At 37.3% G+C, this 26328-nt stretch carries 19 protein-coding genes; 2 read left to right on the top strand and 17 right to left on the bottom strand.

The features are described from left to right. Positions 1-160: 160 nt before the first annotated feature. The 6 genes from ldtD to cmoM all read right to left on the bottom strand — a co-directional run bounded on the left by ldtD (position 161) and on the right by cmoM (position 10450). Complete coding sequence (ldtD, locus tag DK861_RS16930) at positions 161-1888, bottom strand: L,D-transpeptidase (protein WP_072062790.1); 1728 nt, start codon at positions 1886-1888, stop codon at positions 161-163. Between the two features lie 352 nt (positions 1889-2240). After that, positions 2241-2954, bottom strand: a complete 714-nt coding sequence (aphA, locus tag DK861_RS16925) for an acid phosphatase AphA (RefSeq protein WP_072062791.1) — start codon at positions 2952-2954, stop codon at positions 2241-2243. Positions 2955-3178: 224 nt separating this feature from the next. Next, complete coding sequence (gene mukB / locus DK861_RS16920) at positions 3179-7639, bottom strand: chromosome partition protein MukB (protein ID WP_109400840.1); 4461 nt, start codon at positions 7637-7639, stop codon at positions 3179-3181. After that, positions 7636-8364 carry a chromosome partition protein MukE gene (gene mukE, locus DK861_RS16915; protein WP_006537402.1) on the bottom strand — a complete coding sequence of 243 codons (729 nt, stop codon included), beginning with the start codon at positions 8362-8364 and terminating at the stop codon, positions 7636-7638. Before mukE ends, mukB begins: the two co-directional genes overlap by 4 nt. Next, complete coding sequence (gene mukF / locus DK861_RS16910) at positions 8345-9667, bottom strand: chromosome partition protein MukF (RefSeq protein WP_006537403.1); 1323 nt, start codon at positions 9665-9667, stop codon at positions 8345-8347. The genes mukE and mukF overlap by 20 nt, the downstream gene beginning before the upstream one ends. 9 nt (positions 9668-9676) lie before the next feature. Continuing rightward, positions 9677-10450, bottom strand: coding sequence for a tRNA uridine 5-oxyacetic acid(34) methyltransferase CmoM (gene cmoM / locus DK861_RS16905; protein ID WP_006537404.1), 774 nt, complete (start codon positions 10448-10450; stop codon positions 9677-9679). Positions 10451-10825: 375 nt separating this feature from the next. Here cmoM and elyC point away from each other — a divergent pair, with 375 nt between their 5' ends. Both elyC and DK861_RS16895 read left to right on the top strand, forming a co-directional pair. Continuing rightward, positions 10826-11659: an envelope biogenesis factor ElyC gene (gene elyC, locus DK861_RS16900; protein ID WP_109400839.1), complete on the top strand. Its 834-nt coding sequence runs from the start codon at positions 10826-10828 to the stop codon at positions 11657-11659. 407 nt (positions 11660-12066) lie between these two features. Further along, positions 12067-12990 (top strand): AEC family transporter, encoded by a 924-nt coding sequence (locus DK861_RS16895; protein WP_072062795.1) that lies wholly within the window; start codon positions 12067-12069, stop codon positions 12988-12990. Positions 12991-13096: 106 nt separating this feature from the next. On the opposite strand, the gene mqo is transcribed toward DK861_RS16895, so the two are convergent. From mqo to cmk, 11 genes are all read right to left on the bottom strand, one after another. Further along, positions 13097-14593, bottom strand: coding sequence for a malate dehydrogenase (quinone) (gene mqo / locus DK861_RS16890; RefSeq protein ID WP_109400838.1), 1497 nt, complete (start codon positions 14591-14593; stop codon positions 13097-13099). A gap of 12 nt (positions 14594-14605) precedes the next feature. Then, positions 14606-15001 (bottom strand): cupin domain-containing protein, encoded by a 396-nt coding sequence (locus DK861_RS16885; protein WP_006537410.1) that lies wholly within the window; start codon positions 14999-15001, stop codon positions 14606-14608. Between the two features lie 554 nt (positions 15002-15555). Next, positions 15556-16317: a 3-deoxy-manno-octulosonate cytidylyltransferase gene (kdsB, locus tag DK861_RS16880; protein WP_109400837.1), complete on the bottom strand. Its 762-nt coding sequence runs from the start codon at positions 16315-16317 to the stop codon at positions 15556-15558. A 4-nt stretch (positions 16318-16321) separates the two neighbouring features. Continuing rightward, positions 16322-16501 (bottom strand): Trm112 family protein, encoded by a 180-nt coding sequence (locus DK861_RS16875; protein WP_004244593.1) that lies wholly within the window; start codon positions 16499-16501, stop codon positions 16322-16324. Positions 16502-16915: 414 nt separating this feature from the next. Continuing rightward, complete coding sequence (locus DK861_RS16870; RefSeq protein WP_023581324.1) at positions 16916-17131, bottom strand: cold shock domain-containing protein; 216 nt, start codon at positions 17129-17131, stop codon at positions 16916-16918. Between the two features lie 515 nt (positions 17132-17646). Next, complete coding sequence (gene lpxK, locus DK861_RS16865; RefSeq protein ID WP_109400836.1) at positions 17647-18636, bottom strand: tetraacyldisaccharide 4'-kinase; 990 nt, start codon at positions 18634-18636, stop codon at positions 17647-17649. After that, positions 18633-20378 (bottom strand): lipid A ABC transporter ATP-binding protein/permease MsbA, encoded by a 1746-nt coding sequence (gene msbA, locus DK861_RS16860; protein WP_072062799.1) that lies wholly within the window; start codon positions 20376-20378, stop codon positions 18633-18635. The genes lpxK and msbA overlap by 4 nt, the downstream gene beginning before the upstream one ends. Before the next feature lie 36 nt (positions 20379-20414). Beyond that, positions 20415-22784: a DNA internalization-related competence protein ComEC/Rec2 gene (locus tag DK861_RS16855; protein WP_109400835.1), complete on the bottom strand. Its 2370-nt coding sequence runs from the start codon at positions 22782-22784 to the stop codon at positions 20415-20417. A gap of 399 nt (positions 22785-23183) precedes the next feature. Next, complete coding sequence (gene ihfB, locus DK861_RS16850) at positions 23184-23471, bottom strand: integration host factor subunit beta (RefSeq protein WP_006537420.1); 288 nt, start codon at positions 23469-23471, stop codon at positions 23184-23186. Positions 23472-23533: 62 nt separating this feature from the next. Next, the gene (gene rpsA, locus DK861_RS16845) at positions 23534-25207 is read right to left on the bottom strand and encodes a 30S ribosomal protein S1 (RefSeq protein ID WP_006537421.1); all 1674 of its coding nucleotides are present in this window, start codon (positions 25205-25207) and stop codon (positions 23534-23536) included. A gap of 173 nt (positions 25208-25380) precedes the next feature. Beyond that, complete coding sequence (gene cmk / locus DK861_RS16840; RefSeq protein ID WP_072062801.1) at positions 25381-26067, bottom strand: (d)CMP kinase; 687 nt, start codon at positions 26065-26067, stop codon at positions 25381-25383. Positions 26068-26328: the final 261 nt, after the last annotated feature.

The raw sequence follows: 26328 nt of genomic DNA, 5'->3' as shown, positions 1-26328 counted from the left end.
CATTCTAATTTTATTGGAAATTTAAAAAGTATTTTATAAATTATAATTTTTTCATACTTTTATTATAGAACATAGTTTTTTACATTTATCTTATTGATTAATATAAAAAATAAAGGATGGTTAATATATCCATCCTTTATTTGGCTTCTATTTATCTATATTACAAATATTTCTTAATATTCTCTAAATACGGTTCTGCATTTGAAATGCTTTTATCATAACCATAAATATCTGCACGATATTGAGGTGCATTTTCCTGTGCTACCCATGCGGTTTGATAATATAAATAAACTGGGATACGTTCAGGAATTGGGGCATATTGTGTTGAACCACGTTTTAATGCAGCATCAATTCTATCTTGTTTCCATCCTGCATCACCCAATAAAATTGAAGCAAGTTCAGAGGCTTTATTAACACGAATACAACCTGAACTGATTGCTCTCATGTTTTTTGAAAATAGCGAATGATTTGGAGTGTCATGCAGATATATCGCATCTGAATTTGGCATATTAAATTTATAACGACCTAATGAGTTTGTTGGCCCCGGAGCCTGCCAAATTCGGTAAGGGAAGTTATTCGCACTCACATTTTGCCAATCAATATCATAAGGATTAATTGGATAAGCATCATTCCCCCACCCTGAATAAATAGTATATCCCTTACGACTAAAGTAACTAGGGTCTGCTTTACCTCTAGGCACAATATCTTTACGCGTCATGCTTGTTGGCACATTCCAAGGTGGATTAACAACGACATTATTGAGTGCACTACTCATAATCGGTGTTTTTCTATCGGGGCGACCGACAATGACTTTTGAGTCAAGGATAAGTTCGTTATTGGCATAAAAATAGAGCGAGAAATCAGGAATATTAACCCAAATTCCAGTATCACCAATAGCTGGCGTCAAGCGAAGGCGCTGAATATTCAATGCCATAATGCTAGCGCGTTGTGCGGGTGTTATATTTAACCACGTTCGTGTTTGTCGCCCAATAATACCATCGGGCTCTAACCCATGAGCAGTTTGAAATAATTTAACAGCCGCAACTAAAGACGCATCATAATCGGTTGTCGCAATTTCCTGCTCATTCACTGCCAACTCAGGAATTAATTTTAAATTACGTAAAATCTGTCTAAGCGGTACAACTTCTTGTGATGATTGATTTGGCTTTAATGATGTCGTTCCTTTCATTTCTGGCCAAACAACGGAACTATGTAATTGCTTTCGCAATTCCTCTTTCATTAAAGCGTAATAAGGGTGAGATGGTGCATAAGAAATAACAAAGCTACCTAAAGTGTTATTTTGAATATTTTGTTGTAACTCAATCACTGAACTATCGGAAGGAGCAGATAATACTTGTGTTGCACTGCGATACAGTAAAGATGTGCCAGATTTATTTACTTGCTCAACAAAACTGATATAACCTAAAAAGGCATCTGATAAAATAATATCACGCCCTTCTTGAGTTAATTCAGGTGTTTCTAATTGTGTTAGCCATTGTCCAAACTGGGGCTGAATGCCTGAAATAGCGACTTCTGCTATTTGTTGCTGTAATTGTTGTACTATTTTTTCATCTTGCCAAATTAATGCCAGATTATTCGCTTGGTACATTTTCACAAGCTGAGTTAAATATGAAGGTTTATAACCTACAGGAAGCCATGATTGCAGTTTTGTTCTTACTGCTAACTCAGTCAATTGTGGGGCATCCATAACCACAATTGCAGGTGCTGGCATAGCTTCGTTATTCACAGGAACTAATACCGTGTTTTCTGTTTCGGGCGCAGATAAAGCCACCGACTCTGTTTCTGTAGCTATTGCATAATGCCCAGAAAGGAGTGTACCTATTACAGCTGAATATGCGATTGCTCTTTTGATTGGTTGATGCGCCATAAATCCTCTACCCTCATCCCTTATTATTATTTTGGTATCCTAGAATATTAGATGAGCTAGGCAAAGAGTTTTATAGGAATAAACTAATATTTTTAACGTTTTGTAAGTCCCTGATAGAAATTTAGTTTTATTTAATCAAAAAAAGACTATTTAGCTGTTTTTATATTCAAATATATTATTTAAATAAAGGTGCAATAAAAGAACAAAAAACAGACAATTTAGAAATAAGCTTTCAAGAAATAATAAAGAGTTGTGAAGAGATAAATAAAATAATTTTAATAGAAGATATTTTAAAATAGAAAAAGGCGCAGTTTCCTACGCCTTATAAATAGAGGTAAACAAAGGGGAAAAATTAATACTCTGAATTGATAACAACTTCTTCACCAAACTGACCTGCTTTTGGCAGTGGTTGGTAAGAAGAGTTAGCTGCACGCAGAATACGAATACCGCGGATATTCAGTTCATCTGCTGCTGCGATATCTGCATCAGCATCACCGTAGTAAATTTTCAGTTTGTGATCACGCATCCAGCTTACTTTGTTATTTGCACCAGGTTGGTCACCCGCAAAAATAACTGGCTGCATTTTATCAGCAGGAATGTTTAAGCCTTCTTGTACATATTTGGTCACAGTCTCAGTTTTAGTTTGAGTACGACCCGTAATGAAATAAACAGTGTCTCCACGTTTTAAGTGCATCTGAACAAGATCGATACCGACTTGTTTAGGCATACTGAATTTATCCCACTCGTTATTCATTTTTTCCCAGAATTCTTGGTTTTTCAGGTAGCTAAAATCGTTTGGAGAATATTCTAGTTTACCACGATAGAAACCTGGGCTTGAGAATAGAACGGTGTCATCGATATCAAAACCAACTGCCATGGGTGCTTGACCTGCAAGGCTTTTTTCAATATCTGCAACAGAAACCCAATGAATTGGTTGTTGTTGTGCAAGTTGTGCAACAGTAACACCTGGGCTAACAACTTCTGGCATATGAACTTTTGCCATTGCCGCGCCATTTAAACTTAACGCTAAAGCAATTGCACTAAAAGCTAACGTGACTTTACGCATTTTCTTTCCTTTAATTTTTATAGTAATCACATACAGATGCGATAATAAACATCACGATTACATTTAAATGAGATATGGCGCACGTTATACCATTTAAGATTTCATTTTTTTGTTAATTTACTTTCATTTTTTGATCTATGTAACACTTTAAAAGAATAAGGCGCTAAGAGCATAAGCCCGTAGCGCCTTCTATTTGCTGATTTGTAGCTGATACCCAAATAAAATTATTCTGTTATTTCAGCAACATTTGATGATGCAGTTTTATCATTTTCAGCCTGTTGACCAAAACCTTTTAACCCCACAACGTGAACATGTTCTGTACCATTGAACACTTTACGCACTAATTTATAGGTTGTTCCTTTTTCTGGACTGATATTTTCTGGCGCTGCAATGATTAACTGCATATCTAAACGATCACAAAGTTCGAATAACGTTGCTATCGATTTGGCATCCAAACGTGCAGCTTCATCGAGGAAGAGTAAACGACAAGGAGAAATATCTTTTCCTCTTAAACGTCGTGATTCTTCTTCCCAGCTTTGTACAACCATCACCAGAATTGACATCCCCGTACCAATCGCTTCACCGGTTGATAAAGCACCACTTTCCGCTTTTAACCAACCTTCTGGCCCACGATTAACCTCAACATCCATTTCTAGATAATTACGATAATCTAACAACTCTTCACCCACAGTTTGTGGCATACGTTGCCCAAAATCTACTTGTGGATTTAAACGTTGATAGAGCTTCGCCATCGCTTCTGAGAAGGTAAGGTTTTGGTTTTTAAATAAGTCTTGGTATTGATTATCTTCTTCTGATAATACATCCAATAACACTTGATGGCTTTCACGAATATTGACGTTAAGTCGAACACCTCGCACTTGGCCAAATGAAACCGCTTGTAAACCTTGGTTTAGCATGCGGATACGGTTTTGCTCTCGTTGGATAGTTTTGCGAATAATATTCGCAACACTTCGTGAGCTAATCGCTAATTTCTGTTCACGGCTTGTCAGTTCTTCCGTTAAGCGAGCAAGCTCAATTTCCATCTGTTCAATTGCATCAACTGGATCGTCAGTTTTAATGATATCTTGGCGAATACGCTCTCTTAAATGCTGATATACTGCAATAAAGAACTGAACTTTACGATCAGGATATTTCGCATCTTCTGAGCGACGTAACGCATCACGTAAATATTCATTATCTGCAACCGCTTGGCGTAAAGCACCTAACGCTTTATCCGACATTGAACGTAGTTCATCAGCTGAAAGGTAAGCAAAATCTCGTCGATGTAAACGGCGTTCCATACCATTTTCTTTCACCAATCGCATAACTGCGCACCAACTCGCTTTTGCACTCACAACATGATCACGAATTTGAATGTAGTCACGTTCAAGTTTACGAATTTTCTTAGTTAGGTTATCTCGCTCAGCTTCACTCAGTGCGATATCGCGCTCAAGTTGACTAATACGCGCGCGGTTTTCACTTACCGCTGAATAACGTTGATCGCGAAGCTCTTTAGCTCTTGCTTCTGCACCAATATCGATATGTATCCCCGTATCACGCATCTCTTGCTCAAGTTCTCTGAGCAATTCAGATTTAGTGTCGAAGGAGCTTTTTAATGAGGTGAGCACTTGATTAAATTGAGCACATTGTGCTTGTTGCTGACGATAAAGTTCTCTTGCCGTAGCGCGTTCTGTTTCTGCCATCTCTAAACGGTGACGTAGCTTCTCGTTTAGATCACTATTTTCACTAACAATTTCAACGGCATCACTATAACTAAAGTGTGGGCGACGCTGTACTACTTCCACCAGCAAGAAAGCCTGTTGCTGATAACGTTGCTGCTCTGCTTTTGCCTGCTCGTAATCTTGCGATAGTTGTTCATGTACTTGGGGATCACTTTGTAAGATAGAAGCAATCGGCTCTAATGCTGCTAATGCTTTTTCGTGACGCTGTAAGTGACGCATTGATTCTTCAGCGGCATACAGCTCTTCGCGTAACTCTTCAACGCGATCAATCAGTGTTTCATCCATCAAGATATTCACTTGAGGAATCAGTTTATTTAGAAGATTTAGCGATTCTTTAGCACGTGTATAATATTGACGCTGTTGCTGAGTATTCTCTTCGTATTGTGCTAATGCTCTTTCTAGCTCGTTACGTCGTTGGTTAAGCTGGCGAATATCTTCTTCAGGATCAGCCTCAAATGCGACAGAAATGTGTTGTCCGATAAACTGACTAAAGGCATGGTGAGCACGTTGGATCTTTTGTACATCAAAAGCTTGTGTTGCATAAAGTTCCGAAAGTTCATCACGCTGACGCGACAAAATTTCTAATTGATTTTCACGCGCTGCTCGACCAAATAGTGGGATTTCAGGGTAGCGAGAATAACGCCATTGTCTCTCTGAGCTCTTGATAAGAACCGCTTTATCCATCTCTTGTGCATTAAATACACTATCATCGAAAGATTGTGGATCGCCTTCGATAAAATAGAGATCTTCAGGGCAATCTTCTAATGTTTCTAATTGTTCCTGAACTTGAGATAAGTCTTGTACAACAATCGCATGGCGTGCTGGGCCATATAATGCAGAGAAATAAGGCGCATCGTCTAACGTAATATCATCATAAATTTCTGATAATAAAACACCATTAAAACGTTCGGCTAACGTAATTAATCGCCCATCTTCAGCACCACTTGGCTGACTTAAACGTTCAATTTGCGCTTCAATCTGTTGTTTGCGAGTTGCAGTTTCATCACGTAAAACCGTTGCTTCACGCTCTTTTTCAAGTAACTGTTGCATATATTCTGTTACTTGATGACCCGTATCAAAAGATTGACGAGTCTGCTCACATAATTGTGTTAACGCATCTTGTGCTGCAAGCCATGCTGGCGCTTGTTTTTTCAGCTTTTCAATTTGTTGTTTAAGTTGATCTAACTCTTGGCGCATCTGCATACGCTGTTCGCCAGATTCGTTAACGTAATCGCTAAGCTCTTCAATTTTTGCTTCTAATTCATCTTGAAGAATTAATAAATCATCAGGTTCTATCGGCTTACCATAATGCTTATTAAACTCTTCAAGTTGACGTTCTGCAGTATTTCGTTGATGTAAACGCTGTTCTAACTCAGCTAACTGCATACGAATAGGATGAACCCTATCCGCTTGGTGTCGATGCGAAGACCATTCACGCAATGCTGTTTTCGCCGCATCCCATGCATTTTGGCGTTCAATCTCACCGACAATCGAACTTATCAGTTTATAAGCTTGATCAAATTGCGTTTTAGCGGCTTCAGAAACATTGAGTTTCTGTTCCATAGAAAGCAAAGAGTGGGTAATGGTTTGAATTTTTGCTTGAATACGTTCAGCCCATTGTTCTGCATTCGTTTCATCTAGATCAGCAATACCACATTGTGCTTTTGCTCGCTCTAAAGCCTGCACTGCTTGACGATATTGAATTGCACGTGTTTGTTGTACATCTAAGGCTTGCTGATAATCTGCTAGCTGATTCTTCAGCTCATCAACTTCTTCTTCGGCTGACTCTACGCGAGCTTCAAGTTCTTCTTTCTTAGATGCTGCTTCTTCAACGACTTCGCTTTGTTCTTCTAAACGGAAAGTGATCTCTTCTACATCAGCAACATAACGGTCTATTTTTTCTTGTTGACGAACCGCATTTTGTACTAGGTTTAATCGATCACTTGCTGCTTGATAGTCTGCTTCAAGATCAGAAGAAAGCGCTTGTTGTTCTTCCAACTCTTTACCCATTTCAATAAAACGATATGCTTCGTTATTAATGGATTTACGCTGACTCCATAATTCACGGCGAACTTCTAAAGCTTCATCAAGATGAACGCGTCGCTCATTGGCATGACGCATATAGTCTGCTGCAACGTAAGACGTAGCTTCTGTGATTAGGTGTTTAAATAAATCACGATCGGATTGTGTAACGCGAATCGCTTCAAGTGTCATGCGATTTTCACGTAATGCGCCTTCCATATCTTGGAACGCTTTTCTAACTCCGCTATTTTCAGGCAATAAGTAATCACGTAAAGAACGAGTGATCGCACTTGAAATACCACCATATAACGAGGCTTCAATTAAACGATAGAATTTTGCGCGATCACTGGCTGAACGTAAACGTTTAGGAATAACACCCAAGTCAAACATTACGGCATGGAAATCAGTGATAGAATTAAATTGTCTGAAAACAACGCCTTCAATCGCTTCAACTTTCTCTTTTAACTCATTAAGGGGGAGTACTCGCGCTTGGCGATCTGCAACAGCTTGCGTCAGAATTTCTGTCGGGTTTTCCGCCATTGGCAACCCTTGGATCATAAAGGGTTTGATATCAACTTTTTTATCACGCCCTGCAATCTGCTGTAAACGGACACCGACCACAGCACGTAAGTGACGCGAGTTGATCACATCTAATACGGCATAACACACACCCGGACGCAGTTTCCCATATAACCCTTTATCACGAGATCCGCTTGTTGACCCAGCTTCTGTGGTATTACGAAAATGAAGTAAAGTTAGATCAGGGATCATAGCTGTGATAAATGCAGCCATAGTGGTTGATTTACCCGCACCATTACCACCTGATAACGTAGTCACTAATTCATCTAAATCAAAAGTACGAGCAAAGAACCCATTCCAGTTGATAAGTGTTAATGAGCGAAATTTTCCCCGTTCAATCATTTATTTTCTTCCTCCGCATCATCTTCACTGGATTGTAACTGCTCATCTTCATTTTCTTCATCGTTTAGTGCTTCTGAACCGCTTTCAAGCGCCATAGCTTCACCATCACGGATCATTCTCATTTGCGCTTCAATAGGATCATCACCACTGCGTACATCTGCCCCAAAACGGAAAACAGATTCAGTAATTGAAAAACGTTGCATATCATTTAATAGAAATGAAATCATGCCTAAACGACGTAAACGATTTAAAGAAGTCCTCATTTTTTCTTGTAATTTTTGCAAATCAAGATCAGAGCCCGTTGAGCGTTGATTCACTAAACGTAAAAGTTTGCTTTCATCTGCTAATGTTCTTAATTCATCGAACAGCTCTTGAACGGTGAATATCCCCTGATTCGCTAATCGTTCAGGGCTAAGATAGAGATAACAAAGTATTTTTCCCACCAGCATATCCATTTCAGAGAGGACTGAGCGTGGAATAAGCGTGGTTGAACGAGGTCGCAAATAGAAGAAGCCTTCTGGCGCTCGAATTAATTCAACGTTATAACGCGCATAAAAGTCTGATAACTCATCCTGAAAATCCATCAGAAAAGCATGATTATCCAAAGAATCTATACCAATATGTCGACCTGCACGTAACTGGCTATCCAGTTCAGGAAAAAGTGAGTTCGCTAATGCCTGCGCCAGTTTTGCTGGCATAAATTGTTCAGTATGTATCGATGACATGCGCTTGTACCTTAGCTCCATATTCGTTAATTTCTGACCATTTTGCAGGCAATCCTGCGAGCTCAGCTTTTGCTACACCTAATCGTACCGCCTGATCAATCACAATACGGGCAACATCAAAATGTTTCTGCTGCGGATAACGATTAAGGTATTCAACTAATACTGAACTGAGATCTAATGCTCTTTGCTCTAATTTGTAAGAAGCAAGCTCTTGTTCTACCCATTGCGCTATTTGTTCATTCACTTCGCTGAACATTTGATATTCAAGCTCTTCGGGTAACTCACCCGTGACTTCTTCATCACGTAGAACCAGTTCTTCATCACGCATATCAAACAGCCGATCAGCATTAGCGTAAGTTAATGCCCATGGGCTATCGAAATAGTTTTGTACGGATTGACGTAAACGGCGAGAGAAAATACGGTTTTTATCCATATCAATCGCTGTACGAATAAATTTATGGACATGTCTATCGTATCCAATCCATAAATCAATAGATTGCTGACCCCAACTAATAATGCGGTCTAACTTACTTTGAAGTTCAAACACTAATGTATCTATTTGCTCAACATGGCCTGTATTCATGTTTGCTTCTTGAATGCGTAGAAGATTAGCTTGAAGCTTGTCGCCAGCTGCTTCAAGCGTATCTTGTAGTTCTCTTAATGTACCCGATGTTTCAGATAGCAACTGTTCACAACTTGAAATAGCCGCTTGCCAATCTTGGTTTAATAGCGCAGCAATATCTTCTTTTACTGTATTTTGCTGCTCATCCATAATTCGCTGAGACAAATCAATACTATCGAAAATTTCCGCCACTGAATATTTTAGAGGTGCGAAAACATTACGATGCCAATGATATTCATCACCGCCGTCCTCAGCAGAGCTAGCAGCTGAATCAAGCTCACCTGCCACAATAGAAAGTTGCATAGATAAGCGCAATGATGAAAATTCACGTTGGCGAATATAGTAATCACTAATTCCAATACCCAACGGAGTTAAACGATATATTGCATTACCTTCTACCAACTCACTGGTAAAACGGTTAAAAAGTCGCTGCTTTACCATGTCATTAATGGCATTATTCGCGCGAACTTGTATTGATTCTGCGGGTTGTTCGAAGCCTTTGCACACTTCTCTAAAGGCATCAATTAACTCCCCTTCACTAATTTCGCCATCAAGGCGCTCGCTGTTTAATACAGCGACAGCCATCAGAAAAGCTAATCTTTCTGGTGGCAGTGAGATTGAAAAATCATTTTTTCTCGCCCAAGACACTAACTCAGGAACGGTCTGGGTAAAATCACTCATAGTACATCCTTAATTTACACGCTTTTGTGCCATGACATGAATGTAACGCCCCAGACTGATATAGGGCTCTTGCCGACAATATCGTTGCTCTAATGCAAGCAACGATGGAAAATCTTTATTTTGTAACTGACGACTTTGCAAATAATCATGGAAAACACGGACACCGGTTTTTCCTAATATTATCATTGAAAATTCAGTCAGCCATTGATAAACATCTTCAGGTTGCAATGGATTTTGAGGCGATAATGATTTTTTTCTTCTTCGAGGAATTTCAGGATTTGCCAGATGAAAATTCCCCAATATCGCATTTCTCATAACAATACCATTCGCATTGTAAAACATCAGCGATAAGATACCATTAGGTAACAACATATCGGTAAGAACATTTACGGCGTCTTTCTGATCCGTGATCCATTCCAATACTGCATGAAATAGAACTAAGTCAACCTTTTCATCTATATGCTCTTTAATCTCTTGAGCCGCACAACAAATAAACATCATGTTTTCAGCAACACCCTCTTCAATCGCTGCCTCTTGAGCACGATTGAGCATCTCTTGCGATAAATCACATAAGATAATTTGGTGTCCTAACTTAGCAAGCTGGCGAGAAAAATATCCTTCACCTCCACCTGCATCTAAAATACGTAAACTTCGATTAGGTAAGAGAGTCAATAATTGTTGTAAATCTTCCCAAATCACCGCTTGACGTATTTTACCCTTTGTTGTGCCATAGATATTGCGGGAGAATTTATCTGCAATATCGTCAAAATTACGATCTGACATTAAAACGCCTCATGATAACAACTTACTACTTGCGCTCTTTGCGTTCTGATAAATTCAAAAATATGAGACACTGTACATAAATAAAGACGACAATTTTACCAGTGTTCTATGATACTGACTGTTTTCTCTAAAGAAATAAGTCATGAATCAGACTATTCGCAAAGCGAAGTATAAATATAACGCTTATTAATGAAAAAATTAACGTTCAAACGTTTATCGTTTTATAAATAATTAAATGATTCTTTATTTCTATTGATGAAAACTTAGTAAAACGTTGTTGTGTTAGCTATTTTGACACAACGTCTTGGAATTCCCCTAGTTTTCACTAAGCTTTCGCTATCAATTGCATATATTTCACTCAATCTAGGATGATTTATGCTGTTCTTGCTCAAAAAATATGTTGCAGGCTTTCTGATGCCCTTGCCTTTGCTCTTATTAATCGCCTTTTTTGCATTAGCACTACTTTGGTTTACTCGTTGGCAAAAAACAGGAAAAAGCCTACTCACTGTTGTGCTTGTTCTGTTAACTATTTTAGGCATACAACCTGTTGCCGATACACTATTAATGCCAAGTGAAAAAGAGTATCAAGCTCGCTATGAATTACGAGAAAATTCGCAACAAGATGTGAACTACATTGTTGTTTTAGGTGGTGGATTTACTTATAACCCAGAATGGGCACCTAGCGCTAACCTTCTCAATAATAGCTTATTTCGTGTTGCAGAAGGTGTTCGGCTTTATTATCGCAATCCTAATGCAACACTGATTTTTACAGGTGGCGCAGGTGTTAATCAGATAAGTAGTGCAGAAGTTGCCGCACAAGTAGCACAATCTTTAGGTGTGCCTGCGAATAAAACTATTGCACTATCAACACCGAAAGATACTGAAGAAGAAGCCTATGAAGTTGATAAGCTAATTGGTAAACAACCTTTTCTCCTTGTCACTTCTGCCAACCATTTAGCGCGTGCTGAACGTTTCTTTTTAGCACGAAGAATGAATCCCATCGTTGCACCAGCTAACCAATTGGCTATTACTTCACCATTACATCCTTGGGAGAAATATTTTCCCTCTGCCACTTATTTTCAACACAGTGAACGTGCATGGTATGAATTTTTGGGATCAATTTGGCAATCAGTAAAACCCACAGGGCAACCTATAGAAATACCAGAAAATGCTCATTCTTCATCAGATAAAATGAATTCAGATAACTGATATAGTTTCTATACTGAACCTCAATAATAGAGGTTCAGTTTCCTCTCAATAACCAATTCATTGAATACTCAATATATCGCTATTATTAATATACTTTATATTCTATCACAAAGTTATAGTTATGTTACGGTTAGGTATATAGATAACTCATTAGAAACAATGTTATATATCATTAAATATGTTCTCCTAAGTACTACTTGCTAAATAAAGTGTTTTATTTAGTACAGTTAAATAACATTGCTATTTATTTCTTGAATAATTTCAAATATCTTCGATAATTAAAAATACTTGATTTTAATTACTAGGTAATTATACAGATTTTCTTTATTCATATAAAACATAACTACTTATTAGTTATAAATATTTGAATAAAGTAAAAGTACCTATATTAAGCAATCAGAGGTAACATGTTACTACAAACTATTTTATCAGCACTGGGGCCAATTATATTAGGACTTTTAGTTGGATGGCTCTCAGGTAAATATGGATTTATAAAAAGAGAATATTCACAAGCCTTTGCTGATTTTGTCGTTAAAATAGCACTACCATTCGCACTATTTCTAGCGGCAACACAAGCCTCTCCATCTATTTTCTATAACATAGATTATCTATTAGCCCTCGCATTAGGACTACTTATTTCTTATCTTATTGGTTTTTTAGGCGGCAAATTCTTTTTTAAACATGATAAAAAGAATTCAGCCATGCAAGCTTTGTCAGCCTCATTCCCAGATATGGCATATTGTGGACCACCTGTATTACTGGCTACGGTTGGTTCATCAGGTTTAATTGCAATGGTGATTGGTAATTTGATTTACACTATCATTATCCTACCTTTTACCATGATGATTATCAGTGGCACCAAGCAAGGAAAAGGGATCTTTCAATCATTGCTTAATGCCATCTCTCAGCCATTAGTTTTTCTGCCTATTTTTGGCGCTATTCTAGCTATTCTCGGTATTAAACTCCCAGAGATTTTGCAAAATTCAGTCAATGAAATAGGGAAAACTTCCGGTGGAGTTGCTTTATTTTTCTTAGGTTTGTTAATTTCAGGTATTAAGCTTAAAGTTAATACTGAAATTATCTTTAATGTGATAATAAAAAATATTGTGCAGGGTGCGTTAATTTTAGGTGTTGGGTTTGCTCTTGGGTTAGAAACTGAATTATTAAAAGCGGTATTTTTAATTGGCGTATTACCTACTGCAACAGCAGTGCCAGCTTTAGCCATTTCATATAAAACTTATACAGATATGGCAACAGGAACTGTATTATTAAGTACATTATGTTCATTATTTTCTATTATTGGCGGTATTGCTATTGTAGAAATGATGTAAATTTCCTAGGTACATTTACTTGGAAACATATTATTTATACTAATAATACGGATAAAAAATAAACAGCCCTATACTACCGGGCTGTTTATTTTTATAAATACTATAACTAAGGTGTATCTAATTTTAATATTTTAGCTGTTGATTCACGAATATTGCGACAAGCATCCGCATCTATTTTGAGGTCAATACCGTAAGTTGGAATAATCGTTTTAAGACGTTCTTCCCAACCATCATTTTCAAGCTGCTCTTTAAAACAAGACTTAATAATATTGATAGCAATAAATGCCGCTGTAGAAGCACCTGGTGATGCGCCTAATAATACTGAAAATGATTTATCTGCGCTGCTAATTAACTCAGTACCAAACTCTAATACACCATGATGCTTAGCTTCAGGTTTAATAATCTGAACACGCTGTCCAGCCACAGCCTCTTGCCAATCTTCATGCTGTGCCTGAGGATAGAACTGTTTGAGCATTTCAAATTGATGTGCCGAAGTTTGTAATACTTGACCAATTAAATATTCAGTCAATGACCAATTATCTTTTGCTACATCAAGCATCGGTTCTATATTACTTGGCCGGATTGATTCAAATAAATCTAAATAAGAACCCTGTTTTAAAAACTTACTCGAAAATCCAGCATAAGGGCCAAAGAGTAGAGAGCGTTTACCCGCAATAATACGAGTATCAAGATGTGGCACAGACATTGGTGGTGAGCCTACATCTGCTTTCCCATAAACTTTAGCATGATGACGACTACAGATTTTATCTTCATCACAGCGCAACCAAATACCACTAACAGGGAATCCACCATAGCCTTTACCTTCTGGAATACCTGATTTTTGCAACAAATCGATAGCGCGTCCCCCTGCACCAACGAATACATATTTTGCTGAAATAATATATTTATCATGAGTGGTAAGATCTTTGACTTCAATATTCCAACCACCCGAATTATTCCTTTTTATATCGATAACATCATGCTTATAGTGCAACTCAAAATTGTTTTGTAGGGAAAGTTGTTTAACTAAGAGATGTGTTAAGGCGCCATAGTCAACATCTGTACCTGTCGTCACGCGGGTGACGGCAAGTTGTTGATTCGGATCACGCCCTTCCATTATTAATGGCGCCCAATCTTCAATTTGTTTTTTATCTTCACTGTATTCCATATTTTCATAACAGTGATTAGTAGACATTTGGCGATAACGTTGATGAAGAAATTTAACGTTATCAGCCCCCCAAACAAAACTCATATGTGGGCAATCATGAATAAAATCTCGAGGATCAGTAATTTTGCCTTTTGTGACTAAATAAGACCATAATTGACGAGATAGATCGAATTCTGTGTTAACTTCTAATGCTTTACTAATATTAACAGTTCCATCTGAATTTGGTGGCGTGTAATTTAATTCACAGTTAGCAGCATGCCCTGTCCCCGCATTGTTCCAAGAATTAGAGCTCTCTTGACCACAATCATTTAATCTTTCGAACATGGCGATTTTTAAATTCGGTTCAAGCTCTTTAAGTAATGTACCGAGCGTCGCACTCATGATACCAGCGCCAATTAATGCGATATCAACCTGCTCACTAATAGGTTTATTCATAACAACTCCCAATTAGTTGGTTGTTTTATTAGGTTTAAAACATAATCCTGCGTCTTCTTTATAGACAACATAAGCACGACGCCAAGGCTCATTATCTAAAAGGCGCCATTTATGGCCAGTGCCACTATTATCTTGTGCTAATAACACATCACCTGGCCTAATAATGAAGGTTGAACCATCTTTTACTTCAAATTCTAATGTACCAGATAGTGTAATAACATAGCGAGGAACGGGGTCCTGATGCCAATCATAAGAACCTCCGGAAGTTGTTTCCCTAAACGATAATTCTGAAACATTGATAGGTAAACTTTCCCTATCGCCTTGTGAGCTATCTTTAAATTCAATGACACCTTCTTCAAATAACGAATTGCCATCTTCTCCAGTCCATAAACGAACACAACGGATCATATTTTCAAACTCCTTTAATAATTTTATACTTAAAATTACTTAAAATTTGATAATTATTTAGTATAGATAATATTCTTACTACTTACCCAAATTAGCATCATAATTAAATATTTCTTTTATTAAAAAAGTATAGCAGTAATTAAATTATATAATTGATTATTAGATCGAATATTCAATAGGTTGATTAAAAAAAACATAGTATTATTTACAAAGAATATTCCGATAATTTATTATATTTCTCCGTCATTCTTGAATATCTTAGTTTTTTATTCAACCGTTTTAACTCGTTATATAAATTGAGATTTTGCCACTCTGATGAAAAATTCTTTTTACTGAGACTCAAATCATCAATATTTTGAAACTGCGAATTCAGGAGTAAAAGAGGAAGATATCTGTTATCAAATGGTGAAATAACATCAATTATTACAATTATAAATCTAATTAAACGATAATTAATTCAATAATATTAAGTGGTTAAATTAATTTTAAAAAAATATAAAAACGACACTTAATAAAATAAGTGCCGCTAGATATTTGAGGTTTTAATATAATAATTAGAACTCTTGGTTCAGTGCACGATAAGCAGCTCTTGCTGCAATCAGATCATCTTGTGTATCAACACCTACACCTGGAACTTCTAATGCTTTTGCAACATGGATTTTTTCGCCATACCACAACACACGCAGTTGCTCTAACATTTCAATAGATTCTAATGGACTTGGTTCCCAAGTAATATATCGACGTATAAAGCCTGCACGATAAGCATAAATACCAATATGACGTAGATAATGCTCACCAATTTCATCATGTGATAAATTAAAACGGTCTCTTTCCCAAGGAATGGTTGCACGAGAAAAATAAAGTGCGAAACCTTTTGCATCCATCACAACTTTCACCGCATTAGGGTTAAAAGCTTCTTTTGAGTCAACAATAGGCACCGCTAATGTTGCCATTCCTACACCACAACTTGCTAAATTTTCAGCAACTTGAGTAATAATAGCGGGTGGAATAAGAGGCTCATCACCTTGTACGTTAACGATTATCTCATCATCTGCAAATTGATATTTTTCAATGACTTCAGCTAAACGTTCTGTACCTGAATGGTGATCTTCGCGAGTCATACACGCTTCCCCGCCCGCTTTTTCAACTGCTGCAACAACATCTAAATTATCAGTTGCAACAATGACACGGTTTGCACCAGAGCGTATAGCTTGTTCCATTACACGAACAATCATAGGTTTGCCATGAATATCCGCAAGGGGTTTACCCGGTAAACGAGTCGATGCATATCGACCAGGGATAATGACCGTGAACATGAAATTACTTTTCCTCTTCTAGTGACAATTCTCTTGCTTCATTCTCCAGAAGAACGGGGATATTGTCACGAACAGGATAAGCTAAATGATCAATTTTGCAGATAAGCTCTGAATTTTCTTTATCAAAGATAAGTTTGCCGTGGCAAACTGGACAAGCAATAATTTCGAGTAAGCGGTGATCCATTTTGTCCCTCTCAAGGGTTAATCATTTTATAGGGCAAAAGGATATCATAAGGAATGATCAGCGTTAATACTCAAAACCACTCGTTTAGTGATAATTCGAAAATAATTTTGGTTATTAATAAATTTATTATTTTCTCTTTTACTATAAGCAACAAAAAAGCCACATTAATGTGGCTTTTTATCGTTGAGTCTGCAACATCATTAATAAAGAATTACATTCAGCTTTTATTGATAATAATTTAACCTTTTTATTATCTTTATTGCATTCTAATTAACGAAATAACTCTTTTATATTACTTATTCAGCTCGCTGGTAAACTATTTCCGCTTACCTACCTAAAATAGGTATAAACGATAATTTAATCTCAATGCTAAACTATCGTTTTATCTACATCTTTAACAAGGCTAAGCCTTATTTAAAACCCGATAACATCAGCAGCTTCTAAACCTGCTGCAGTTCTAATAACAGAAAATTCAACGTCTTGACCTTCTGTTAATGCTTTGTTTTTTGTATTGGCAATCGCTTTTTTATTGACATAAACTTCTTGTTCAATATCTCTTGCAACAATAAGACCATAACCTTTGTTATTGTCGAACCATTTTACGCGACCCATTCTTAATTGTAATGTCATGATAGATAAACTCCTTTTGTTCTTCGTATAGTTTTTATTTTTCTATACTAATGCATCCTACTTTTTATTATGTCTTCTTATATAAAACCCCAATTAAATTCTGAACACATTAATTTAAGTAGTGCATTTTATTATTCAATATAAATGTTCAAAACCGTGATAGCTAAGCTTAATAAATATCATAAAGCTCAATAAATATTTACAGTATCAATATGACAAGAAAATGACATGCTGATATTTATTGTACACTGATAAAAAAGATAATCGAATATAGCGATAATTAGTCACCATCAAAAATGGTTTTCATCATTCGTTGTGTATAAAATTCGACGCTATTCGCTACACAAAATATTAACCCTACATCCAAGATCCACAAACTCTCCACACAAAGCTTTTGAGTAGATAAAGTAATGACGAGTTAAATTGAACTACGACAAAAGCGATATGCAACTATAGGTAGGTAATCTTTTATGTAACACTATCCTGATTTCCACTATAAATATCATTGTTTCAGATCAGATACAAGTTTTTTTCGAGCCGTAAATTAAATTGCTGACTTGTTTTAGCACAGATTGACTATTTAATTCAGCGCTAACCGGTAAATACCACCAATTATCTTGCGCAAAATGCTGGCATTTAACAGCGTCCTTTTCTGTCATAATAAGGGGTTCTAAATTAGGTGTTACGTCTTGTAATTCTTGGGCACTATAGTCACTATGATCACTAAATGCTTTTGTTGTGATTAACTCGACCCCTTTTTCATTTAAAGAGTTAAAAAATCGAGGTGGGTGACCAATTCCAGCAATAGCAACAGCCTTTTTAATTTGCTGAACTGGTTTCTTTTCTCTCGTTTTAAGATTCACAGCAATATCACCTTCTAGGGTCATGCTTATCTCGTTACCTTGACTTACCCCACCATTAACGATAATTGCATCTACTGACTTTAAGCGTCCTGCACGCTCTCGCATAGGGCCTGCTGGTAACCACCAACCATTACCAAACCGACGCAGACCATCAATAACAACGATTTCATAATCACGCTGTAGTGCATAATGCTGTAAGCCATCATCAGTGATAATTACATCAAGTTCATGCTGTGCTAATAACGCTTTTACTGCATCTCGTCGATTAGGAGCAACTGCAACGGGAACACCTGTTCGATGATGAATCAATACAGGTTCATCACCTGCCATGGCAGGTGATGTATTGGATGTCAAAAGTAATGGATAATGGTCTGATTTCCCGCCATAACCACGAGATACAACACCTGGCTTAAATCCCTGCTGTATTAATTGCTCAACAAGCCATATCACAATGGGTGTTTTGCCATTCCCACCCGCGGTTAAATTACCAACAATAACAACAGGAACAGGAGCTTTCCATGATGCTAACCACCCTTTCTGATATGCAAAACGCCTTAACAGCGTGATCACACCATACAACCATGAGAATGGAAGCAATAGGATATAAAACCAAGATTTACCAGACCAAATCCGTTCAATCATTTGCCAAATTGCATCCTATGAAGTTGTGCATAGATACCTTTTTTCTCAATCAGATCAAGGTGTGCGCCACGTTCAATAATTTCACCATCTTCAATAACTAATATTTCATCCGCTTTTTCAATAGTTGATAAACGGTGAGCAATGACTAAAGAGGTTCTATTTCTCTGCAATTCATCAAGTGCTGACTGGATAGCTCGTTCTGATTCTGTATCTAGCGCCGATGTCGCTTCATCAAGAATAAGAATTGGTGAATCTCGTAATAACGCTCTTGCAATTGCAATACGCTGGCGTTGTCCACCTGAAAGTAACACACCGTTTTCACCAATTTCAGTATCTAAGCCTTTATCCATTTTTTGGATAAAATCCATCGCATGTGCCATTTTCGCCGCTTTTTCAATATCTTCACGGGTATACTGATCTTCACAAGCATAGACGATATTGTTTGCCACAGTTTCATTAAAAAGATGCACATTTTGAGAAACCAGTGCAACTTGGTTACGTAAAGATTTCAATGTGTATTCACGAATATCATGGCCATTAATCAATATCTCACCTTCATTAATGTCATAAAAACGAGTGAGCAGATTTGCAATCGTAGACTTACCTGACCCTGAACGCCCAACTAATGCAACAGTTTTCCCTGCTGGAATAGTAAATGATATGTTTTTCAGTGCTGGCGTATCTTTTGTGACATATTGGAAAGTTACATTACGAAACTCAATATCACCAGTTGGTTTTTTCAGTTCAAGCTTACCAGTGTCTTTTTCTTGCTCCATATCGAGAATAGCAAATAGTGTTTGACAAGCAGCCATACCACGCTGGAATTGAGCATTCACATTAGTCAGTGATTTCAACGGGCGCATTAATGCAACCATTGAGGAAAAGACAACAGTGATTGTACCCGCTGTTAATGTTTCCATAATGTCAGGGAAACTTGCTGCATACAGGACAAAAGCTAATGCAAAAGAAGCAATTAATTGAATAATAGGATCTGAAATTGACGATGCGACAACCATACGCATACCTTGGCGACGAATATGATTACTCACATGATTAAAGCGCTTATTTTCAACTTCTTGACCATTAAAAATCAGTACTTCTTTATGTCCTTTTAGCATTTGTTCTGCGCTAGTTGTCACTTGCCCCATGCTATTTTGGATTCGTTTACTTATGGTTCTAAAACGAGTCGATACCAAACGGATAACAACTGCTACAATAGGCGCGATAACAATAAGGATCAGAGATAATTGCCAGCTATAGTAAAACATCAAGCCAAAGAGCCCGATAATGTAAGCACCTTCACGAACAACTGTAATTAATGCACCTGATGATGAAGAAGCAACTTGCTCTGAATCATATGTAATACGAGAAAGCAAAGTTCCTGTTGATTGCTGATCAAAAAAACTCACCGGCATTCCCATAATATGAGAAAACAGTCGGCGACGCATATTCATTACCACTTTCCCAGATACCCAAGAAAGGCAGTAACTTGAAATAAAGTTAGATATACCACGCAGAACTATCAGTCCAATAACAGCAATCGGCATCCATTTTAATACGTCATTACTTGCTTTACCAAAACCTTCATCAAGCAGTGGTTTTAATAAAGAAATCATAAATGCATCCACACCTGCATTGACGATTAATGCAATTGCTGCAGCGATCAAACCCGCTTTGAAAATCCGAATCATCGGCCATAAGCGGCGGAATGTTTGCCACGTTGATAGGTCTATATCATTCATATATATTACCAAACTTTTAATAATTAGCCGGCCATTCTACTCGGGAAACGTCAAAACACCAAACCACTGATGATACCAGCGAGGTAAAATATCTCGTCTATAGGTAAATACATCAATATTATCTTGATTAAACTCGATCGAAATCTGCCCACTAATAGAGGTTGTTAGCCAATTAATCGCTTCTTTTTTATAACGAAGATGTACTTTATCAGAAGGTAAACGCCAAAGGCTATAACGAGCAGCAGAAACGAGTGCAAATTTGGGCGACACTGTTTGAATAAACGCCAATGTGGACGATGTTTGGCTACCATGATGAGGAACCTGTAAAACATCGGCTTTCAGTTGATCTTTTTTTACTCTTACCAATTGAGCTTCAGCTTCTTTCTCTATATCTCCTGTCAAAAGAATAGTGTGTTTACCATCACTTACATTGATCACACATGATTGATTATTTTTAGGTGAAAGAACTTTATTGGGTGGCCATAATGCATCAAATTGAAGTCCTTTCCACTGCCATGATTCATTGCTTAAGCAAGCTAAATGAGAAGGAGCGTCAAAACTACTACGAATGCTTAAGTGAGGATAAGCTTTTATTATATCTTTAATTCCCCCTGTATGATCGAGATGATCATGACTAATTATCAATGCTACTGGATTAAGCCGATGATATTTTAAATAAGGAATAATGACACTTTTTGCAATTGAACCACCACTTTTCCAGCGTATTCCGGTGTCATAAATAATCGCTTCTCTATCTTTTTCAAGAATAATAGCTAAACCATGGCCAACATCTAACATAGATATACGCCATTGATAACGTGAGAAAGTTGTGAATTCGCAATATAAAAGAATACCAACAGCAATAAGTAAAATAAAATGATGACGCCACCATGACATTTTTATAATTACAATAATACCAATACCTGAAAACCCCAATAAAAAAGGAACAGTACCACTATATTGCCAATAAGGTAAAAATAAAGGAGCACACCAAAAAGCAAGATTAATAGAAAGATCAACCCAGTGCCAAATTATTGGTTGTAAAAATGAAGAAAAGGATGTCAATAATCCAAACATTATTAACGGTACAGTAATAAATGAAATAATAGGAACTGCCCATAAATTAACAATAAAACTAAAAAAATTAGCACCACCAAATAAATAGAATTGAAAAGGTAATAAAATAATTAATAATCCAAATTGTAAGTGAATTAACCTTAAAAGAAACCACCGTTTTTGATGATTATATTTGGCTTTTAATGGGTACATCCAATACCAAAAAATAATGGCAAATACAGCAGAAAATGAAAGCCAAAAACTGGCGGAAAGAATAGAAAGAGGCTCAAAAATCAAAATGAGTGCAGCACTCCAAAGTGCCCATTGCCAAGGTAAAAATAATCGGCTCCCCCAATGTAACATCACCCAAACGGTTAATCCTATAACAGCTCTTGTTGCCGGTATTCCCCAACCTGATAATGCAGCATAGAAAACACCACATAGCCAAGCCATAACTAATGGAAACTGTGGATTAATCCATCTGATAGGGAAAAGAAATTGAATACCTCTTGCAATACCCCAACCAGCAAAGGCAGCTAAACCTATATGCAAACCCGATATCACAATTAAATGAGCGACCCCTGTTTTCATATAGAGATCTTTTTTCTCTGGTTCAATATATCGTTTATCACCTAAGACTAAAGCAATAATTTCACCTTTATTTTTTGTTGTTTGCCAATAAGCTGAGATTGTCTCAATAAGCTGAGTACGCAGTGATATATCATCTCGGATAAACTTCGCTGACATCACTTTACCAGTTAATGTTTCTTTCATAGAAACAGCATATTTTTGGTTATCAAATCCACCTTCATTTAAATAGCTATGCACAGCTCTGAATTGAATTTTAAACTTCCAATGTTGCCCTACCGCTATATTTTTAGGCGGATTTCGCCAATACACGTTAGCATAAATAGATGATGAAAAGAGTGTTTTTTTCGTCATAGGTATTTTGATAACAATATTACCATCTGTTAATTGGCGATACTCTATCACTTTGGTTTCGATTGCTGCCACATTATCAGCAAATTGTTCCGTTCTCGTCATTAAGGATGACGCTGCCATATTTGAATAAACCCAGAAAAATAGAAATATTGCTAAAAATCGGAATAAAGCAAAAGGAACAAGTAATAGAAATAGTGCAACAAGAATAATAATGTAATAAATAGTCTGGCTAAAAAGTGAATGTTGAATTAATAACGGTAAGCAGCCTAATATCATCGCCAAAGCAATATTATCTAAAGTTAACGTTGTGAAATAGAGTTTTTGAAAATAGATTGAATGAAAGTACCTCCGTTTTATTGATGCCACCTCTAAACCAAAAAAACTTATCATTCGATTCAATAAAATCATTTCCAGCATCCTTACTTTCAATCATTCTTTAAATATCATGATATTACCATTTGATTAAAGAAAGGATTTTAGGCTATTTTTTAGTAATGCTTTATAAAAAGAAAAAGCTCCCTTGTTACATACAATAAATTTTGAGAAGAAACTCATAAAAAGTAAAACAACTAAGTGATATCGATAATTAAGTAGAGAAATTAAAACTGAAATAAAATACAGTAATAGAAAAGAAAGATGCGAGTAAGATAAAGTAAATAGAACGAATCGATTAATTCAGGATTAGAAATAGAAGAAGATTAGGGAGTAAAAAACACATTAAAAGCTATAATAATTACTAATAAAAAACGGCACCTAAGCGCCGTTTTGAGAAAGTTAACTAACATCGTGCCATTTCGACAGGAGTTATTATTCCGTATAAATATTTACACGGTCACGTAACTCTTTACCTGGCTTAAAGTGTGGAACGTATTTGCCTTCCAGATCTACTTTATCACCAGTCTTCGGGTTACGACCCGTACGCGGCGCACGGTAGTGTAGAGAAAAACTGCCGAATCCGCGGACTTCGATACGCTCACCATCAGCTAAAGTATCAGCCATATGATCAAGCATTTCTTTTACAGCTTCTTCAACCGTCTTAGCCGAAAGATGAGATTGTAGGCCTGCAAGTCTTTCGATTAACTCAGACTTGGTCATATTACCTCCCTAAACTACCGATAAATAGGCAACGATTAACGTTGCCTCGTTAATAACTTAAATTATTCGCCTTTAGCTGCTTTGAAAGCTTCAGCCATAGCGTTGTTTGAAAAACCAACTTCTTCTTTATTGTTTACAGAAGCGATAGCGTCTTTCTCGTCTGCTTCGTCTTTAGCTCGAACAGATAAGTTGATAACGCGGTTTTTACGGTCAACGCCAGTGTATTTAGCTTCTACAGCTTCGCCAACATTCAGAACCAGAGTTGCATCTTCAACGCGGTCACGTGAAGCTTCTGAAGCACGCAGGTAACCTTCAACACCGTCAGCTAATTCTACAGTTGCGCCTTTAGCGTCAACAGCAGTTACTTTACCAGAAACAATAGCACCTTTTTTGTGAGCAGACAGGTAATTATTGAATGGATCTTCTGATAATTGTTTAACGCCCAGTGAGATACGCTCACGCTCAGCATCAACTTGCAGAACTACAGCAGCGATTTCGTCGCCTTTTTTGTATTCACGAACAGCTTCTTCACCTGCAACATTCCAAGAAATGTCAGATAAATGAACCAGACCGTCAATACCGCCGTCTAAACCGATGAAGATACCGAAGTCAGTGATAGACTTGATTTTACCTTCAACACGGTCGTTCTTGTTATGAGTTTCTGCGAACTGCTGCCATGGGTTAGATTTACACTGTTTTAGACCCAGTGAAATACGACGACGTTCTTCATCGATGTCAAGAACCATAACTTCAACAACATCACCAACATTAACAACTTTAGATGGGTGAATGTTTTTGTTAGTCCAATCCATTTCAGAAACGTGTACCAGACCTTCAACGCCTTCTTCGATTTCTACGAAGCAACCGTAATCAGTCAGGTTAGTTACACGACCAGTCAGTTTAGTACCTTCTGGATAACGTTTAGCGATAGCTACCCATGGATCTTCGCCCAGTTGTTTCAGACCTAATGATACGCGAGTACGTTCACGGTCGAATTTCAGGACTTTAACAGTGATTTCGTCGCCAACATTGACAATTTCGCTTGGGTGTTTAACACGTTTCCAAGCCATATCAGTGATGTGCAGTAAACCGTCAACACCGCCCAGATCAACGAATGCACCGTAGTCAGTAAGGTTCTTAACGATACCTTTAACTTCCATGCCTTCTTGCAGGTTTTCTAATAACTGATCGCGTTCTGCGCTGTTTTCAGATTCGATAACCGCACGACGAGACACAACAACGTTGTTACGTTTTTGGTCTAATTTGATGACTTTGAACTCAAGCTCTTTGTTTTCCAGATGAGTTGTATCGCGAACTGGGCGAACGTCTACCAGTGAACCTGGTAAGAACGCACGAATGCCGTTCAGTTCAACAGTGAAACCACCTTTAACTTTACCGTTGATGATACCAACAACAGTTTCGTTTTCTTCGTAAGCTTTTTCCAGCATCAGCCACGCTTCGTGACGTTTAGCTTTTTCACGAGACAGAACGGTTTCACCGAAGCCATCTTCAACCGCGTCCAGAGCAACATCAATTTCGTCGCCCACTTGGATTTCTAATTCGCCTTGAGCGTTTTTAAATTGTTCTACAGGAATAGCAGATTCTGATTTAAGACCTGCATCAACCAGAACAACGTCTTTATCGATAGCAACTACAACGCCACGAACGATAGCGCCAGGACGAGTTTCGATTGTTTTTAGGGATTCTTCAAAGAGTTGAGCAAAAGATTCTGTCATGTTAATGATCTTCAAGTAAATTTAATTAACGTCCATTTAGCATCCGGCCGAATGGGGTTGTTTCACATACCTCGTTACATCCTTTGTGACAAGGTCATCGGGCATTGTTGTGTTTTCATTAACACGTCAACCCGATTTTGATAATTACCTAGTATAAACGAAATAAAAATTAATTACGCTGATAATTGCAGATTTTTTTTAGCATAAGTTAACGATTTTTCAATAACTTCGTCGATAGACAAACTTGTAGAATCGAGAATTAATGCGTCTTTCGCTGCAACAAGTGGCGCAACTGCGCGATTCCGATCACGGTGATCGCGTTCTTTTATCTCGGATAAAAGGCGTTCAAAGTTAACATTAAAGCCTTTTTCCTGCAACTGTAACATGCGACGACGTGCTCGTTCCTCTGCGCTGGCTTCAAGAAAAATTTTCACTTGAGCATCAGGGAAAACTATCGTTCCCATATCTCGCCCATCGGCAATAAGACCAGGTTCTGTACGAAATGCTCGCTGACGACGCAATAATGCTTCTCTTACACGAGGAAACGTTGCTGCTTGTGAGGCCGTGTTCCCAACTGTTTCCGTACGAATTTCATTCGACACGTCTTCACCTTCGAGAATAACACTTAAACCCTTCTCACTAGGAACAAAACGTACATCTAAATTTGCTGCTAGAGGTACTAATGCATCTTCAGAAGTAATATCAACATGGTGGTGTAAAGCAGCTAATGCCAACACTCGATAAATAGCACCAGAGTCAAGTAAGTGCCAGCCAAATGCTTTTGCTAATGCTTGGCATAATGTTCCTTTACCTGCTCCGCTAGGCCCATCAACAGTTATAACAGGGACGATAACCGCCATGAGTTTCTCCTTTTCATGGGCACTGTGTTTCTGTGTTTAATGCTTTTATTGCATTGATATAATAGACATTGTATTCAAACAGAGAAAAACAGTATTAATGTATACGCGACATTATACGCATACAATGTATAGGAAGAAACAAGCAGATAAGCGCTAAAGAGTCTTATTTAATATTATTTTTTCGAGATGGCGATTTTTTTAGAAAAATTAGTTTAATTACAATAAAAATCGGCCATATTATTCTTCAAAAAGTCCAATACG

This window comes from Proteus sp. TJ1640 (genome assembly GCF_003144445.1).
Taxonomy (GTDB): domain Bacteria; phylum Pseudomonadota; class Gammaproteobacteria; order Enterobacterales; family Enterobacteriaceae; genus Proteus; species Proteus penneri.
This window is presented reverse-complemented; position numbering and strand designations above follow the sequence as displayed.

What these genes read in the sequence shown, in the direction of transcription:
- aphA (WP_072062791.1), bottom strand. Translation starts at nt 2,954, where the DNA reads ATGCGTAAAGTCACGTTAGCTTTTAGTGCAATTGCTTTAGCGTTAAGT.
- DK861_RS16870 (WP_023581324.1), bottom strand. Translation starts at nt 17,131, where the DNA reads ATGACATTACAATTAAGAATGGGTCGCGTAAAATGGTTCGACAATAAC.
- mukF (WP_006537403.1), bottom strand. Translation starts at nt 9,667, where the DNA reads ATGAGTGATTTTACCCAGACCGTTCCTGAGTTAGTGTCTTGGGCGAGA.
- ihfB (WP_006537420.1), bottom strand. Translation starts at nt 23,471, where the DNA reads ATGACCAAGTCTGAGTTAATCGAAAGACTTGCAGGCCTACAATCTCAT.
- mukB (WP_109400840.1), bottom strand. Translation starts at nt 7,639, where the DNA reads ATGATTGAACGGGGAAAATTTCGCTCATTAACACTTATCAACTGGAAT.
- DK861_RS16855 (WP_109400835.1), bottom strand. Translation starts at nt 22,784, where the DNA reads ATGATTTTATTGAATCGAATGATAAGTTTTTTTGGTTTAGAGGTGGCA.
- mqo (WP_109400838.1), bottom strand. Translation starts at nt 14,593, where the DNA reads ATGAATAAACCTATTAGTGAGCAGGTTGATATCGCATTAATTGGCGCT.
- mukE (WP_006537402.1), bottom strand. Translation starts at nt 8,364, where the DNA reads ATGTCATCGATACATACTGAACAATTTATGCCAGCAAAACTGGCGCAG.
- msbA (WP_072062799.1), bottom strand. Translation starts at nt 20,378, where the DNA reads ATGAATGATATAGACCTATCAACGTGGCAAACATTCCGCCGCTTATGG.
- ldtD (WP_072062790.1), bottom strand. Translation starts at nt 1,888, where the DNA reads ATGGCGCATCAACCAATCAAAAGAGCAATCGCATATTCAGCTGTAATA.
- elyC (WP_109400839.1), top strand. Translation starts at nt 10,826, where the DNA reads ATGCTGTTCTTGCTCAAAAAATATGTTGCAGGCTTTCTGATGCCCTTG.
- rpsA (WP_006537421.1), bottom strand. Translation starts at nt 25,207, where the DNA reads ATGACAGAATCTTTTGCTCAACTCTTTGAAGAATCCCTAAAAACAATC.
- lpxK (WP_109400836.1), bottom strand. Translation starts at nt 18,636, where the DNA reads ATGATTGAACGGATTTGGTCTGGTAAATCTTGGTTTTATATCCTATTG.
- cmoM (WP_006537404.1), bottom strand. Translation starts at nt 10,450, where the DNA reads ATGTCAGATCGTAATTTTGACGATATTGCAGATAAATTCTCCCGCAAT.
- DK861_RS16885 (WP_006537410.1), bottom strand. Translation starts at nt 15,001, where the DNA reads ATGATCCGTTGTGTTCGTTTATGGACTGGAGAAGATGGCAATTCGTTA.
- kdsB (WP_109400837.1), bottom strand. Translation starts at nt 16,317, where the DNA reads ATGTTCACGGTCATTATCCCTGGTCGATATGCATCGACTCGTTTACCG.
- DK861_RS16875 (WP_004244593.1), bottom strand. Translation starts at nt 16,501, where the DNA reads ATGGATCACCGCTTACTCGAAATTATTGCTTGTCCAGTTTGCCACGGC.
- DK861_RS16895 (WP_072062795.1), top strand. Translation starts at nt 12,067, where the DNA reads ATGTTACTACAAACTATTTTATCAGCACTGGGGCCAATTATATTAGGA.
- cmk (WP_072062801.1), bottom strand. Translation starts at nt 26,067, where the DNA reads ATGGCGGTTATCGTCCCTGTTATAACTGTTGATGGGCCTAGCGGAGCA.